We start from the raw sequence: 15,188 nt of genomic DNA on the forward strand, positions 1-15,188 counted from the left end.
TCAGTAAAATGTATCAGTGGCTTTTAGCAGCTGTTGGATTGTACAAACCAACCCGCTCACGTTTGTCCCCAAGAATATCCTTCTCACTGAATTGTATATACTTTACTCCTTGCCGAGTACGAGCAGCATATGCAAGATGTAACAGTCCATCCTGACTTTGCATGATATATGGATACTCGTACTGCTTATTGTTTGTCTTATTCTCATCACCCATAAATCCTTCGCCCCGCTCCATATAGCGTATAATAGGGAACGTTACCCCTCCATCTTCTGATAAAGCTACCGCCACAGGGCAACGCAGTCCTGGCCAGGAAGCTTTTCCAGGCTGAGGCAATGGTGTGCTGGTTGGATTGTAAGCAATCGCGATACGGCCACTTAGAAGTTTGATTGCACTTATGCTGGAGTTATTGTTTGGCAAGTGTGTTGGTACCGGCTCGCTCCAGGTCTCTCCCCAGTCAAACGATTCGCTTCGATGAATGCGATAGGCTTCGCGGTTTCGCATAAATGCCATCAAGTGTCCCGGTTTAAGCTCAACAACATTGGCATGAACATGTCCATTACTCTTAGGCATCATTACCATGTTCCAGGTTTTTCCCTGATCATGTGAGATGCGAAAAACGGTTGGATCACCAGATAACCCTTCCGCAGAATCGGTACAAAGCCAGTTTGAAAATATCCAATCGCCATTTGACAGAATCTGGATCGGCTGGCGGCAAAATGTACCTTCCTCAGGGAAGTATGTTTCATACGGTTCCCATGTTTTCCCCCCATTACTGCTTTTCTGACAGCGGACTACTGCAGTATACTGCATGTTATCTTTTCCCTCTTGCCGATCAAGCTGAGCCGTGTACATTGCCCATACTTTATTATCCGGACCATAAAACAGGGATGGATTCTGCTCGCTTCGGGTAGGATCGTTAGATATATCTACCGGCGGCAGCCATCTTATGCTTCCTTTTGGAAGAATTGAGCAGATAATATGAACATCAGCGCTGCCTTCATAGCTGCCAGCAAACCAACAGCAAAGCAGGTCACCATTGGGAAGTTCCAGCATTGCCGGAGCGTGTGCGGTAGGATAACCACCATTCGGCAGCAAAGCTTCATATACTCCCATTTCTTCATTCTCGTAGATAGTTCCGTCCCAGGTAAGACCTGGAAGTTTAGGATATTGCATTGTAATCCCCTCTCTTTTCTTCTACTGCCAGACAAATCGCTGTTTGAGAAGAACTGTTTTATTCTTGATGACATTATGACATATCATTTAGTGATTTACATCAAAAAAAATATCAAAAATGTTGCATTTTAGAACAATAGTAATAAAAATGGTGTTTAAAATTGAAATGAAATTTATAATAACATCACATTTTCTTTCTAAAAATTTTATATTTATATCAGATAATTACAAAAAACGGAAATCAGATAAAAATCTGTTTCCGTTTTACAAACTTCATTGCCTCCATAATCGGTATGAGACCATAGAACATCAGAGGATTTTCATTCACAAAAATTAATTCATACCCTTATCTGCATTCTCCTTAAGTACTTTTGAAAGAGCCTCAATGCCTTCCTCGCAAAGATAATTAAATGGTTTTCTGCAGTCTCCAACCGGATACCCTAACATAGCTACCGCTTTTTTAACAACCGTATTCGGGTTGCCATATTTAAATACAGCTCTAAAACTTGCAATGGACTCCTGAACTGCTTCCGCCTCGTCTAATTTACCCTCAATAAATAAATTGTAAATGGATGATAATACCTGTGGGTATACATTGGAGCAACCTGCAATGCCGCCAAATCCGCCTTCTTTCAGGCCGGGAAGTATCAGTGAATCATTACCGGAAAGAACATAGAAGTCTTTATCAAGCTCGCGTGTCTGAGCAATATAAGCTTTCAGATTATCCCAGTCACCACTTGAATCCTTTGCTCCGACAATGATATCTACATCCTTTGCAAGTTTAGCAACGGTTTCCGGTAACAGCTTGTTTCCAGTGCGGGCAGGAATATTATAAAGTACGATTGGTGTATCTACATGCTTTGCAATTTCAACATAATGATCATATAATTCTTTTTGTGATGCCACTGCAAAACCAGGAGTAATAATCGATAATACATCAGCACCAAGTTCTTCTGCTTTCTTACTCATACGGATTGTATCCTTTGTGGAGATCAAACCAGACCCGGCATATACCGGTACTCTTCCTTTTACTTGATCGATTGTCGCTTCCAGGACTTCAATTTTCTCTTTTTCACTTAGAATATAACCTTCTCCATTGGTTCCAAATGGGAAAATTCCATGTACTCCACCACTGATTAGACGTTCAACCTGATTGCGCAGTTCCGTAAGATTTACAGATTCGTCTGCATTCATTGGTGTTAAAATTGGTGTAATGATACCTTTTAATTCTACTTTCTTCATGATTGTAACCCTCCTGGTTTTATTTAATTATTTTTAGTGCAATTCTGCACAATGTATCCTCAGTTCCAAATCCTCCAGATTTAGAGATAATCTGTTGGCAATGTCCTTTCCAAATAAGCTTACAAACAACCAGTCCCGGTTCTATCTCACACACTGGCTCTATCTGTGTACACTTAATCAGTTTCAAATACCCCATAAGTGTATCTCCTCCAGTCATAAGGAACGTCAGATTCATATGTTCCTCTGCAAGAGCTTTTACAATATGACCATGCGCTTCTGGTATCATTGTTCTTAGCTTTTCAATATCCCTTCTTTTGTCAGCCACGAAACCAGCTATATTTTCTTCCGTGTCAAACGAATCTACTATTACCTTTTTATTTGTTTTACACAAATCTGTAATTTGTTTTAAAAATTTCTTTCCATCCAGAGTTTTGTAGTAATCAGCAGAGAACTTTTGCTCCATATTGAGTTTTATTCTTAAGAAACCATCATTTCGTTCTGCATATTCTAATTGTCTAAGCGTAATCTTATTTAAACTTCCACACGCCACATACAGACCATCTGTTTTTTCGTATGTGGACACCTGGTTATAATTGCATAAAACTTTTTCTGCCAATCGCTCTCCAAGCACTGCACAGCCTGCAATCAGCTTAAGCCCTTTCATTTTGACTAATTCATCTAATGTATGATCGATATCCTTCACTTTTTGTGTGTCGCAAAGAATAATTTCTGACTTAGAACTCATCTCAGCCGTAATCGGTTCATCTGGACTTTTGCAAATAACAGGTATGTCACTCTGCTCCTTAATAATGTCTGGTATATAAGATTTCGTAACTGGTTCAAATGGATCTTTTCCAAACACACTGTTCTCCAGCAGTTCTCCTGAAATATAATGTACTCCGCCCTTTGTAATTCTCCCTATTTCAGGATGCCCCGGGAGAAAATAAATCGGGAAGTCTTTCACTGCATCAGCTACTGCCTGAAGTTCCGAACCAATATTACCGCGTAAAGCAGAATCTGTTTTTTTAAATATAATTCCAATATTTTTTTTGTGTGCCCAATCAGCAATGTTAAATACAACCCGATAGGAATCATTCGCTGTCATCGGTCTGGACTCTGAATCGACTACGATAACTTCCGTGTCTGTTTTTATATCACTTTCATTAAGCTTACCTTCCGTGAAAATCTGAGTACGAATACCACGTTTAGCAAATTGTATCCCCGTATCTAACGCTCCGGTAATATCATCTGCTATGATCAGCATCTTTACCATACGATTCCCTCCATGGATTACTTATTTGATGCCAGACGAATCGCATAGTCAATTGAATTAGCAAGGCTTAATTCGCTGGATATTCCTTTTCCAGCCAAATCAAATCCGGTTCCATGATCCACAGATACTCTTATAATTGGAATGCCAAGTGTTATATTTACACCAGAGACTGCATCCCATTTTTTGAGTTCCTTATTATAATGAAAGCCCTCTACTTTTAAAGGAATATGTCCCTGATCATGATACATTGCAACAACGATGTCATACCACCCGCCTAGCGCTTTTGAAAAAATAGTATCAGGTGGTGTTGGTATTCCTTCTGGAATACAGATGCCTTCTGCAATCGCTTCATCAATTGCTGGTTGAATCTCTTCGATTTCCTCTGTACCAAATAAACCATTTTCGCCGCTATGGGGGTTTAGTCCAGCCACCCCAATTTTAGGATTTTCGATGCCAATTGCTTTACAACCTTCATTTGCTATCCGGATCACTTCTAACACTCTGGCTTTTTTTACCTTGTCACAGGCCTGGCGAAGGGAGACGTGAGTGGATACATGTACCACCCTTAAATCTTCATGTGCCAGCATCATCGTGTACTTATCTGTATGAGTATAATCTGCATAAATTTCAGTATGTCCGGAGTAATGATGTCCGGCCATATTGATTGCTTCTTTATTTAGTGCATTTGTAACTGTCGCATCAATATCCCCATTTATAGCCAGTTCAATTACTTTAACAACATATTGAAAAGCTGCTTCGCCGCACATCTTAGACACTTTTCCATAAATATGTTTTTCCATATTCACCATACCCATGTCGTATACATCGATGGTTCCATATTCAAAGAATGCATCTTTCACATTTTTAACTGTATGAATTTTTATATCATTTTCTTTTTTCAGTATCTTTACGATCGCTTCCATACAATTGGCATCACCAATTATAATAGGACGGCATGTTTCATATACCTTTTTATCCAGCAAAACCTTCACTGATAACTCAGATCCATTTCCGGCAGGATCACCCATCGTTATTCCAATAATCGGTCTTTTCTTCATCGTCTCACCCTCCTTATTTAAGTACCTTTAAATAAATATTTCTAATATCGTCATGGCTTAATTCCTTCCTGTTATTAATCAGCAATCTCTGCTGTTTGCTTCCTGCTTCTACTAAAGTTTCCAGATCTTCCTTCTTAACACCAAATTCTTTTAAATCTGTAGGAATATTGGTAACCTTTACTATGTCGGCAATCTGATCAATGATATACTGTGCCTTTTCAGACATGGTTCTTGCAGGCAGGCCATGGAATACAGCATCATATAATTTTGCTAGTCTGTCTTCACATGCATCTTTATTAAATTCCATAACATGTGCAAACAATATTGCATTCGACACACCATGAGCAATGTGGTATTTTCCTCCGAGAGGATAGGATAAGGCATGAACTGCGGTTGTGCCACTTCCGGTAATGGCTGCACCACCATAAAAAGCGCCTAAGAGCATACGATTCTTCGCTTCCAGATTATCAGCATTCTCATACGCTTCTCTGATATTTTGAAAGATCAATTTTGCTCCTGCAAGTGCATATGTGTCAGATAGTGGTGTTGCTTTTTTTGATGTATAGCATTCTACTACATGAGCCAGCGCATCCACTCCGGTAGCCGCCACGATTGGTTTGGGAAGCTTTTTTATAAAATTTGCATCAAGAATTACATAATCCGGTATCATATTATCATTAACAATCCCTTTTTTTGATTGCTCTTCTGGAATTGCAACAATTGCATTACAAGTCGCTTCTGAACCAGTGCCGCAGGTAGTCGGAATCATAATCGTTTTTAGCTGTTTTCTTGCCTGAGCCGGATCATCTAATAAATCTTTTACGGAGTATGATGCACCCTTTAAAACAGAGCAAAGTTTCGCAACGTCCATAACACTGCCGCCTCCAATGGCAATAATCAAATCACCATTGTAATCCTCTGCTTCTTTTATCACTCTGTCTGCATCCTGGTAAGCAGGTTCCGGTGTTAAGCTGTCATAAACTCTGTACTCCGTATTATTTTCATCTAATAGTTTTGTTAAGATATCAAGGAGTCCGTGTTCGCGAATTTCTTTATCTGTAAATATAATTATTTTCTTTGAATCTTCTTTCTTAATTATGGCTTTAACATTTTCAATACTTCCTTCATCACCATATACACAAGATGGAATTTTTATTTGATAGCTCATTTCAGGTCCTCCTGGTTATTATTCATTCTTCGTCTCAATATAAAACATTTTGTCAATATACTTATATTATACTATCAGAACATAGCTGTTCAAGCCATTTGTTTTCCAATTTGCGTCTTATATTAATACATAATATCTTTGAGCTGTTGCTTTTTGAGACATATGATATTATAATAGCATTAAAAACAACTATAAAAAGTGGGGTAAATACAATAGGAGAGTTTATGCAGAAGGTTAAGATACTTGTCATTGCTCCATACCAGGGAATGACAGAAATTTTTGAAAATATTTATAAAAATCGTGATGATATTGAATTGACGATTCAAACAGGGGATTTAAATACCGGGCGGAAAATTGTTGAGAAATTAGCGCACAAAAACTACGATGTTATTATTTCAAGAGGTGGCACCGCTGAGCTGATCCGGTCCTCTGTTGAAATACCGGTAGTAGATATATCAATTTCAGGCTATGACATTCTTCGTGGTATTAAACTGGCAGAAAGTTACTCCGGTAAGCTTGTTATTGCCGGATTTTCCGGAATTACCAAGCATGCACGGGTACTCTGTGATTTGCTTCAATATGATATCAATATTATTACGTTTACAAGCGAAGAGGGCGCTCTTGCTGCCCTTCGCGCTGCAAGAAACGATGGAGCATCACTTGTACTTTGTGATATGACAGGAGCAAATTACGCAAATGTATTAAATATGAACTCCATTCTGATAACTTCAGGTACGGAAAGCATTAACGATGCAATCAATGAAGCGATTAAATTAGTCCATTCCTCCAAACATGTACACAAGCAAAAGAATTTATTCCAAAGCCTCTTAACAGATGAGGACAGAGAGTTTCTGATTTATGATCCTGCAGGTTCTCTATGGTTTTCAAGTTTTTCTATTGACGGAATGAATGTATCGCTGATGAATGTGGTTCAAACATACCTAAAAGCATTCCTAAAGGTTCCAAACCAAAGTGTTGCCAGACAGATACGTGATAAAGTATATACGTTCACATGCCGCCATCTCTATATTGATGAACAAAAATATACCGCTATTATCATAGATCAAAAGCCTGCACTTTTTACAGAGGATGATATCGGAATTACAATTTATAATAAACCAGATTCGGATAACAGATATTCTTCAAATTTTTATGGGAGTTCCAATAAAATTGGGAACACGGCCCACATTATAGAGGAATACAGCAAAAGCTGCCTGCCTGTATTAATTACTGGGGAAGACGGTACCGGCAAAGATAAAGTGGCATCCCTTATTTACGAAAATGGTCCATATGGTACATCACCTTTTTATGTCATAGACTGCAAATTTATCAGTGAGCGTAAATGGAACTATATCATTAATAATGAAAATTCCCCTCTTGCAGATGTACATTCCACTATATACTTCAAAAATGTCTGCACACTATCTCATTCACAGCTTGAAAAGCTATTTAACTATATTGACCACACGGATCTTATAAAACGAAATCGCCTGATTTTTTCTCTTTTGGTTACCAGTGAGATATCACCAGAATTTACAACTTTGAAAAACCACTTAGAAAAGCGGCTCTCCTGTTTAACCTTAAATCTGCTGCCGCTTAGAGAAAGAAGAGAGGATATTCCCAGTATAACTGCGTTATATCTCCACAAACTAAATGTATCACTTGGAAAACAGATTATTGGTTTAGAGGCAGAGGCAATGGATCTGTTCACTGCTTTTGACTGGACTCATAATCTGGATCAGCTGCAGCATGTACTTAAGGAGCTTGCCGTAGTCACAAAGAATCCTTATATAACCTATAATGATGTAAAATACTTTCTTGATCAGGAGACACCTGCTTTGCCCTCAATGCCGTCGGTCGATTTGGATCTAAGCCAGACGTTAGACGAAATCAACTATCAGATTATACTAAATGTATTGGCTGAAGAACAAGAAAATAAAGAAAAGACCGCAAGCAGGCTTGGAATAAGCCGAAGCACTTTGTGGCGGATTTTAAAGAGCCACAATACCATATAATTTATATCCTCTGCCATTGGAAGATATTTTTTTATAATATCCAGGAAAAAGTAAAGGAGCTGAACGTATGATAATAGAAATCTGGTCCGATTTTATCTGCCCTTTCTGTTATATGAGCAAAAAGAAGTTTGAAATGGCGCTGAATGAGTTTGAACATAAAGATGAAGTAGAAGTCATATATAGAAGTTTTGAACTGGGTATGTCGACAGAGTCTGTAAAGGGAAAGGATATTCACCGGGTGATTGCGGATAAATATCATATTAGTTATGAAGATGCCAGAGAAAACAATGACAGGATTGTAAAAGATGCCGCCGAAGTCGGGTTTCATTACCGTATTTTTTAATCAATCAATGGTATGCTGTCTCAGGTGCTCAGAATCCCGATACGTTTATTCATGCTTTACAGGAAGCCTATGAATCTGAAAAATAAAATATCAGTTATATAATATATAAACTGCCAATTATACCGGATGGAGACCGGTTTAAATTGGCAGTTTCATTTTGACTTGAAAAAATTAATGTTCCATCTTCTTGATAAAACCTGCAAATGAGTTCATATATTTATGCAGGAAAGCTACAATTAAGAGCATCAAGATAGTACCTGTTATACAGCTTAAAATTAATTGAACTGTTGAAAAAGAAATCATTTCAGCAGAAATCCAAAGCAGATAAATGCAAATTGGAAGAAATGGGATTGAGGTTGCTACACCTGGTACATAATGTTTAAACTGTAATGACATTTTACAATGTATAACCAGGTGAAATGTAAAACCAAAAAACAGGCCAAACCATAAAAAGTACCAGTTAAATATACAGGCAAAAAGCGGTAATGCTGAAAAGATAAAAAACTCAATTACAACTCCGATGGAGAATGAAGCAGCGCTGCGAAAATCAGAAAATGGAACTTTTTTCATTTTTGTTGTTACTAATTCTTTTTTGTATTTCTTTTTCCATGCCTCTACCAAAATTATTTCTTCAAAATCATGAAGCATAAAAATAATTGGGAATAACCAAACGATTGTTTTTAATGTATTCATTATATATATCTCCTTTCTCCTTCACACTTGTGACACTTACAGTTTTATAGTATAATCAAAATAATGGCATTGTCAATAGAACTGGATTAAGTGCTACAATCAACAAAATGTGTGCCAGGAGGAGTGAAATTACTATGGTTGAGAAAAAAAAGAATCCGATTGCCGAGCAATCCCGTCAATGGCTGATAAAATCATTATTAGAATTAATGAACGAAAAAAACTACGCAGATATTACTGTAACAGAAATTGCAGAACGCGCGCTCTTATCAAGAAGAACATTTTACAGGCTGTTTAATTCCAAAGAGCAGGTATTACAACAGTATTTTTTAGAGATATGTGATGAATATATTGCTTCTTTTCAAAAAGATAAGCTTTATATGCTGGAGCAGATTGTTGAGGCCTTTTTTATATTCTGGGAAAAGAGGATTGATTTTTTGCTTATGCTGCAACGAAACCACATGTTCTATTATCTTTTGGAAGAATTAAACGAGATGTTACCTGCCATTCATGATATTGTTCGTGGAAATCAAAATTTATACGGCAGTGCATTAGAAAAGAAAATCGCTCTTCTCGCCAGTGCAGGTGCTCTCTGGAATATTCTTGCCGAATGGATACAGACTGAAAACCGGCCATCGCCAAAGGAAATATCTGAAATGATGATTCAGGCATTTGTATCTAATTCGTAAAATAAATGAAACTGCCATATATGCCGTAGGAAATCTGGCTTATAATGGCAGTTTCATTTGTGTATAACAGATTATTTGTGGTTTAAGTACCTGTAAACAGTGGGTTCAGAAACGAACAGCTGTCTTGCAATTTCAGTAACCGCCCCTTTCATAGTCAGGATTCCCTGATCATTCAGCTTATGTACAATCTGTATCTTCTCCTGCCGGGACATACGCTGGGGTGATACTCCCGCCTCTTTCACAGCCTGGGCGACAAGGGTAGAGAGCATTTCTTCTACAGGAGTACTTAAATCTTCCTGTATATCAGTTCTCCCTTCCGTCAGATTATAATGTTTTTTCAAATTATCCAGTGCCAGGTCTAAATCATGAATGGCGGTTGTATTGCGGTTAACACAGAGCAGACCGATCAGCCTGTCCCCATTTTTTATAAAATAGGTATTGGATATAAAATTCTTGCTTTTGCTGACACCGTGATAGTTGGTTAAATAATCCTGGGTTCTATAAATCTGGTCCTTGGTGATCTGATTGGCCAGATCCGTCATGGGCGAGCCGATGCCGCGCCCGGAGTGATGCCCGTTGGCAACAGCGATCACAGTGCCGCTCTCTGATTTTGAAACATCGTGCAGCAAAACCTCACAGCCCGGACCGCACAGGCTGGATAAAAAAGATACCATGGGTTTATACATCTCTAATAATTCTTTATCTGTCATTTTTGTTCACATTCCTCTCATACTCCTTTCCCATTATAACATTTTTTTCTTAAGTATCAATTATAATACAAAAAAATATATAAAAATTTTGTCATTGTGATAAAAATATTGTCAAAATGAAAAATAAGTGATATGATAAAATTACAATCAAAAAGATAAAAAAATTATTAAAAAGAGAGGATGATTTTATTGCAGAAAAAAGTATTAAGCACCAACTGCGCACCAACTGCCATTGGACCTTATTCTCAGGCAGTTCAGGTGGGAGGAACCATCTATGTATCGGGACAGCTTCCCATTGATCCGTCTACCGGATCCTTTGCTGGGGAGGATATCAAAGCGCAGACACGGCAGTCGCTTCAGAATATCCGGGCAGTTTTAGAGTCTGCCGGAGCCGGCATGGAGAATGTGGTGAAAACCACCGTTTTTTTAAAGGATATTGGGGAATTTACAGAGATGAATGAGATTTATGCAGAATTCTTTCCAGCTGACAGCCCTGCCAGGGCAGCATTTCAGGTGGGAAGTCTTCCAAAGGACGCGCGGGTAGAGATTGAAGTGGTAGCGGTATTGTAAAACACCATTGAGGAGGGTAACATAATGGAAGAGCACGGGAAAAAGCTCAATATGTTGAATATTTTCGGTCTTGGTTTGGGTGGGGCAATCGGTACAGGCATATTTGTTTTACTTGGGTATGGAATTGCATATACTGGCAGATCAATCGTACTGGTATGTGTAGGCGGATGCCTTTTTATGCTTTTAGCCTATATGTATAATGTAATTATGAGTTCGATGTTTGTATTTGAGGGAGGGGATTACAGTCAGAAAGCACTGCTGTTTAATCCTTTAATGACAGGTTTCTCGGCAACAATGGCACTGGTTAACAGCATGGCAATGTCAAGCTATGCACTTGCAATTGTAAACTATATTTCAGCGGTATTTCCAGGCGTGGGGCCTTATACACGACCGGCTGCCGTGTTCATTATGACACTTTTTTTTGCCAGCACTCTTCGTGGTTCCCGTTTTATTACACTGTTAGAAAATGCAATGACCTTAGTGCTGATTGCTGCAATTGCCTTGTTTGTGTTTTTTGGTCTGCCGCAGATCCGCCCGGATTACTTTTCTAATGCAGACGGCGGCTTTTTCCATGGCGGTTTTGGCGGCTTTATCAGTGCGATAGCAATTATGGGCTGGGCCTGCCAGGGAACGACTATGGCACCTGTATCCATGGTTGCAGTTACCAACAAACCAAAGAGGACCGTTCCCCTTGCGATTCTCTGGATTACCCTTGCTTTAGCAGGAATATACGGTCTGATGAGTATTGTTGCAGCAGGTGTTCTGCCTTATGATCAGGTGGCCGGTGTCAATTTAGGCGCAACTGCCAAAGCTATTTTCCCGAATAGTATCTATATCATGTTTGTTTTAGGCGGAGGTGTATTTGCCATTGCAACCAGTCTGTTAGGCGGTATCGCTATGTTCCGCTATCCGCTGATGAAAATAGCGGAAGATGGCTGGCTGCCCCCTGTATTTAAGAAAACCACCAGGAATGGTTTCCCCTGGGTCATTCAGCTGGCATTCTATTTACTCAGTGTGTTGCCGATTTTGCTGGGATTCAGTCTTGATTCCATTATATCTCTTGTTATGATTCCGTCCATGCTGATGAACGTATATCTGAATATGGCCTGCATTACACTGCCAAAAAAATATCCGGAACAGTGGAAAAAATGTGCACTACGTATGCCGGTTCCGTTGTATAATGTTATTTGTATACTCTCAGCAGCCTGTGCGGGCATTGTAGCATTTAATTTATTCAAAGATTTAAAAGGCAAGGATATAATTGCTTCCATTCTGATACTGGCTGTGTGCGGTGGTTTTTCACTGTTTCGTATTTATACAGGAGCAGTAAAGAAGGAGTTCCTGGAAGAAAATAAAAAGGCGATTATTATTCAGGCGCTTGCAGATGATGAGGCATAAGAATAAAGATCATATTAGTAGAAGGAGGATATTGCTATGAAATACGATTTTACAACAATTATGGACCGCAGAGGGAAAGATGCGATTGCCGTGGATGGACTTGGAACCTTACCAGGTTTTACTCCAGATCTTCCGAAAGAAGGTTTTGACACCATTCCCATGTGGGTTGCAGATATGAATTTTCCTACAGTTCCCACCATTTGTGAAGCGATTACAGAGCGTGTGCAGCATCCGGCATTTGGATATTTCAGTCCATCTGAAGAATATTACAAATCCATTATCAGGTGGCAGGAAGAGCGTAACGGGGTGACAGGTCTGACCAAAGAGTGCATCGGTTATGAAAATGGTGTACTGGGAGGCGTGATCTCTGTACTGAATGCATTTTCAGCACCTGGAGACACAGTACTCCTTCATTCCCCTACTTATATCGGCTTTACCATGAGCCTTGAGAACAATGGACGCAAAATCATACATAGTCCCTTAAAGCTGGATGAGGACGGTGTATGGCGAATGGACTATGAAGATATGGATAAAAAAATAAAGGCTCATAAGATCCATACCGCTATTTTCTGCAACCCTCACAATCCATGCGGAAGGGTGTGGGAAAAATGGGAGATTGAGAAAGCAATGGAGGTTTATAAGAATAACGACTGTATCGTTATTTCAGATGAAATCTGGTCAGATCTTATATTGGACGGTAATAAGCATACTCCGGTACAGTCTGTCAGTGAAGATGCACGTAAACGGACGGTTGCTCTTTACGCACCAAGCAAAACGTTCAACCTTGCAGGGCTGATTGGTTCCTATCATATTATTTATGATCCGTATTTAAGAGACCGTGTCCGTGCACAAAGCAGCAAATCCCATTACAATGATATGAATGTACTGAGCATGCATGCTTTAATCGGTGCATATAAACCAGAGGGTGCAAAGTGGGTGGATCAGCTGTGCGAAGTGATCACAAATAATGTCAATTATGCTTATGACTATATAACACAGCATTTTAAAGGTGTGAAGCTTTCTAAACCACAGGGAACCTATATGCTGTTTATGGACTGTACGGATTGGTGTAAAGAGAATGGAAAAACCATAGATGAGCTGGAAAAGAGCGGCTGGGATGTAGGTGTTGCATGGCAGGACGGACGCATGTTCCACGGACCATGTTCCATTCGCCTGAATCTTGCCCTTCCTTTCAGCAGAGCTGAGGAGGCAATGAAGCGCCTGGATCAATATGTTTTTAATGCGAAATAAATTATAGAAGCGAGGTGCAGAATATGGGTAAAATTAATGTAAATGACAAGATGCGGGACTTTACATTTGATACACCTTTTCGTAAAAATGTAAGGCTGAGTGAAGCCGCAGGAGGGAAAAAGCTGGCTCTTATATTTCTCCGTTATTACGGGTGTACGCTGTGCCAGTATGATCTTTCCCAGTACGCTAAGAATTATGAAAAGATCAGGGAAGCCGGCGGGGAATTACTGGTAGTTCTTCAGAGTGATCCGGACTTATTGAGGGAAGATATGGGAAAAGAAGATATGTTTCCGTTTGAGATTGTCTGTGATCCGAAAGAAGAGCTGTACAGGGAGTTTGAGATTCTTCCTGCAGCAAGCAAAAAAGATCTGGCCGGAATGAAAACCATGGTGAAAGTGGGGAAAGCAATGGCAGCAGGCTTCGCTCATGGAAGATATGAAGGGGAAGAACTGCAGCTGCCGGCGGCATTTATTCTGCAGCCAGATCTTACAGTAACATATGCGCATTATGCAAAGGTAATCGATGATGTTCTGGAAGCAGATCAGATTGCGGAAATGATGAAATAAAAAAATATTAACCAGCTAAGAGATCAATTTCAGAAATTCAGACATGGCAAACGTAATATACCGGTTCTTCTTACAGAAGAAACAGATATTGCGTTTGCTTTTTTCTTCATCAAGCTTGTAATATACCATGTCTTTCAGCGCCGGTGATTTACATAAAAGAGTATCACTGACAAAACAAATTCCCATCCCTGAGCAGGCTATGTGATATGCGGTTGACTGCTGGTCCAGTTCAAATAGGATATCAGGCTTAAAACCATTTGCCTTACACAATTGAGTTCCCCTTCTCATCGTATCATTGTTAGGTTTCAGCATAATAAACGGATAGTCTTTGAATTTGGCCAGCGGAACAACCAAAACCTCCGGGTTCTGACAGGCACTTGTCCGGATCTGATCCAGAGTGACCTGATATTCCTTAAGGTATTTATTAATTTTATATTTTTCAGGTACTGCAATCATTAGATGTTCTTCTTTATATAAAAATGAATCAAACTGGGTTTCACACAAAGTAGTATTATCAACAATAAAATCCAGTGAGCCTGACAATAGCTGGGATTCGAGATTGCTGGTATTGTCCTCAATAATGTTAACGTTAATTCCCGGATAGTAGTGGTGCAGGCTGGATATCAACGGAGGGATGACATAAGAAGCAAATAAATTGCTGCCTCCGATGGCCAGGGTTCCGGTCTGTAAATTCCTTGCGTCATCCAGATAATTATGAAAGTCCTGCTCAATGGACATGATTGATTCAATAGCCTGTATGTATTTGATACCACATTCAGTCAGCCCCACAGGTGTGGTGCTTCGGTCAAATATCGGCATGCCGATTTTAGCTTCAATCCTTTTGATGGTGGAACTCAAAGAGGGTTGGGAAATGTAGAGATTGCTGGCTGCTCTGGTGAAACTTTTCTCTTTGTATACCTCATAAACGTATTTTCTGCCGGAAAACATAATCCCTCCTTATAAGTGTAAAGTTATGATAATTATAAATCAATTGATATTTGATTATAGTATAAATGGATTATATACTTATTACAAGATTTA

15 protein-coding genes are annotated in these 15,188 nt (G+C 39.3%); 7 read left to right on the forward strand and 8 right to left on the reverse strand.

The annotated features are described in order from the left end of the window. Nucleotides 1-13: 13 nt before the first annotated feature. The 5 genes from RZO55_RS00530 to RZO55_RS00550 form a co-directional block, all read right to left on the reverse strand. Nucleotides 14-1,174 carry a sialidase family protein gene (locus RZO55_RS00530; RefSeq protein WP_318062349.1) on the reverse strand — a complete coding sequence of 387 codons (1,161 nt, stop codon included), beginning with the start codon at nucleotides 1,172-1,174 and terminating at the stop codon, nucleotides 14-16. A gap of 333 nt (nucleotides 1,175-1,507) precedes the next feature. Further along, nucleotides 1,508-2,416, reverse strand: a complete 909-nt coding sequence (dapA, locus tag RZO55_RS00535) for a 4-hydroxy-tetrahydrodipicolinate synthase (protein ID WP_318062350.1) — start codon at nucleotides 2,414-2,416, stop codon at nucleotides 1,508-1,510. A gap of 19 nt (nucleotides 2,417-2,435) precedes the next feature. Further along, nucleotides 2,436-3,689 (reverse strand): four-carbon acid sugar kinase family protein, encoded by a 1,254-nt coding sequence (locus tag RZO55_RS00540; RefSeq protein WP_318062351.1) that lies wholly within the window; start codon nucleotides 3,687-3,689, stop codon nucleotides 2,436-2,438. A gap of 17 nt (nucleotides 3,690-3,706) precedes the next feature. Further along, entirely contained in the window at nucleotides 3,707-4,747 is a 1,041-nt protein-coding gene (gene pdxA, locus RZO55_RS00545) for a 4-hydroxythreonine-4-phosphate dehydrogenase PdxA (RefSeq protein ID WP_318062352.1), read from the reverse strand. Nucleotides 4,748-4,760: 13 nt separating this feature from the next. Continuing rightward, nucleotides 4,761-5,915, reverse strand: coding sequence for an iron-containing alcohol dehydrogenase (locus RZO55_RS00550; protein ID WP_318062353.1), 1,155 nt, complete (start codon nucleotides 5,913-5,915; stop codon nucleotides 4,761-4,763). A 224-nt stretch (nucleotides 5,916-6,139) separates the two neighbouring features. Here RZO55_RS00550 and RZO55_RS00555 point away from each other — a divergent pair, with 224 nt between their 5' ends. Both RZO55_RS00555 and RZO55_RS00560 read left to right on the forward strand, forming a co-directional pair. Further along, nucleotides 6,140-7,930: a sigma-54-dependent transcriptional regulator gene (locus RZO55_RS00555; protein ID WP_318062354.1), complete on the forward strand. Its 1,791-nt coding sequence runs from the start codon at nucleotides 6,140-6,142 to the stop codon at nucleotides 7,928-7,930. A 67-nt stretch (nucleotides 7,931-7,997) separates the two neighbouring features. Next, complete coding sequence (locus RZO55_RS00560; RefSeq protein ID WP_318062355.1) at nucleotides 7,998-8,273, forward strand: DsbA family protein; 276 nt, start codon at nucleotides 7,998-8,000, stop codon at nucleotides 8,271-8,273. 171 nt (nucleotides 8,274-8,444) lie between these two features. Here RZO55_RS00560 and RZO55_RS00565 read toward each other — a convergent pair whose 3' ends face one another. Further along, entirely contained in the window at nucleotides 8,445-8,966 is a 522-nt protein-coding gene (locus tag RZO55_RS00565) for an HXXEE domain-containing protein (protein ID WP_318062356.1), read from the reverse strand. A gap of 134 nt (nucleotides 8,967-9,100) precedes the next feature. On the opposite strand from RZO55_RS00565, the gene RZO55_RS00570 reads away from it, so the two are divergent. Next, a complete protein-coding gene (locus tag RZO55_RS00570) occupies nucleotides 9,101-9,652 on the forward strand; it encodes a TetR/AcrR family transcriptional regulator (RefSeq protein WP_242974351.1) in 552 nt (183 codons plus the stop codon). Between the two features lie 71 nt (nucleotides 9,653-9,723). On the opposite strand, the gene RZO55_RS00575 is transcribed toward RZO55_RS00570, so the two are convergent. Continuing rightward, complete coding sequence (locus tag RZO55_RS00575; protein WP_318062357.1) at nucleotides 9,724-10,362, reverse strand: helix-turn-helix transcriptional regulator; 639 nt, start codon at nucleotides 10,360-10,362, stop codon at nucleotides 9,724-9,726. Between the two features lie 189 nt (nucleotides 10,363-10,551). Between RZO55_RS00575 and RZO55_RS00580 the strand changes: the two genes are divergently transcribed. Genes RZO55_RS00580 through RZO55_RS00595 form a run of 4 tightly spaced genes read left to right on the forward strand, consistent with a single transcriptional unit; the run spans nucleotide 10,552 to nucleotide 14,147 of the window. Beyond that, on the forward strand, nucleotides 10,552-10,932 hold the full coding sequence (locus RZO55_RS00580; protein WP_439100006.1) for a RidA family protein: 381 nt from the start codon (nucleotides 10,552-10,554) through the stop codon (nucleotides 10,930-10,932). Between the two features lie 24 nt (nucleotides 10,933-10,956). After that, the gene (locus tag RZO55_RS00585; protein ID WP_318062359.1) at nucleotides 10,957-12,330 is read left to right on the forward strand and encodes an APC family permease; all 1,374 of its coding nucleotides are present in this window, start codon (nucleotides 10,957-10,959) and stop codon (nucleotides 12,328-12,330) included. A gap of 36 nt (nucleotides 12,331-12,366) precedes the next feature. Beyond that, entirely contained in the window at nucleotides 12,367-13,581 is a 1,215-nt protein-coding gene (locus RZO55_RS00590; protein ID WP_318062360.1) for a MalY/PatB family protein, read from the forward strand. A gap of 23 nt (nucleotides 13,582-13,604) precedes the next feature. Beyond that, nucleotides 13,605-14,147: a peroxiredoxin-like family protein gene (locus RZO55_RS00595; protein ID WP_318062361.1), complete on the forward strand. Its 543-nt coding sequence runs from the start codon at nucleotides 13,605-13,607 to the stop codon at nucleotides 14,145-14,147. 15 nt (nucleotides 14,148-14,162) lie between these two features. Here the strand turns inward: RZO55_RS00595 and RZO55_RS00600 are convergent, their stop codons facing one another. After that, on the reverse strand, nucleotides 14,163-15,095 hold the full coding sequence (locus tag RZO55_RS00600; protein ID WP_318062362.1) for a LysR family transcriptional regulator: 933 nt from the start codon (nucleotides 15,093-15,095) through the stop codon (nucleotides 14,163-14,165). Nucleotides 15,096-15,188 lie beyond the last annotated feature (93 nt).

The sequence above is a fragment of the Clostridium boliviensis genome (genome assembly GCF_033342255.1).
GTDB lineage: Bacteria > Bacillota > Clostridia > Lachnospirales > Lachnospiraceae > Lacrimispora > Lacrimispora boliviensis.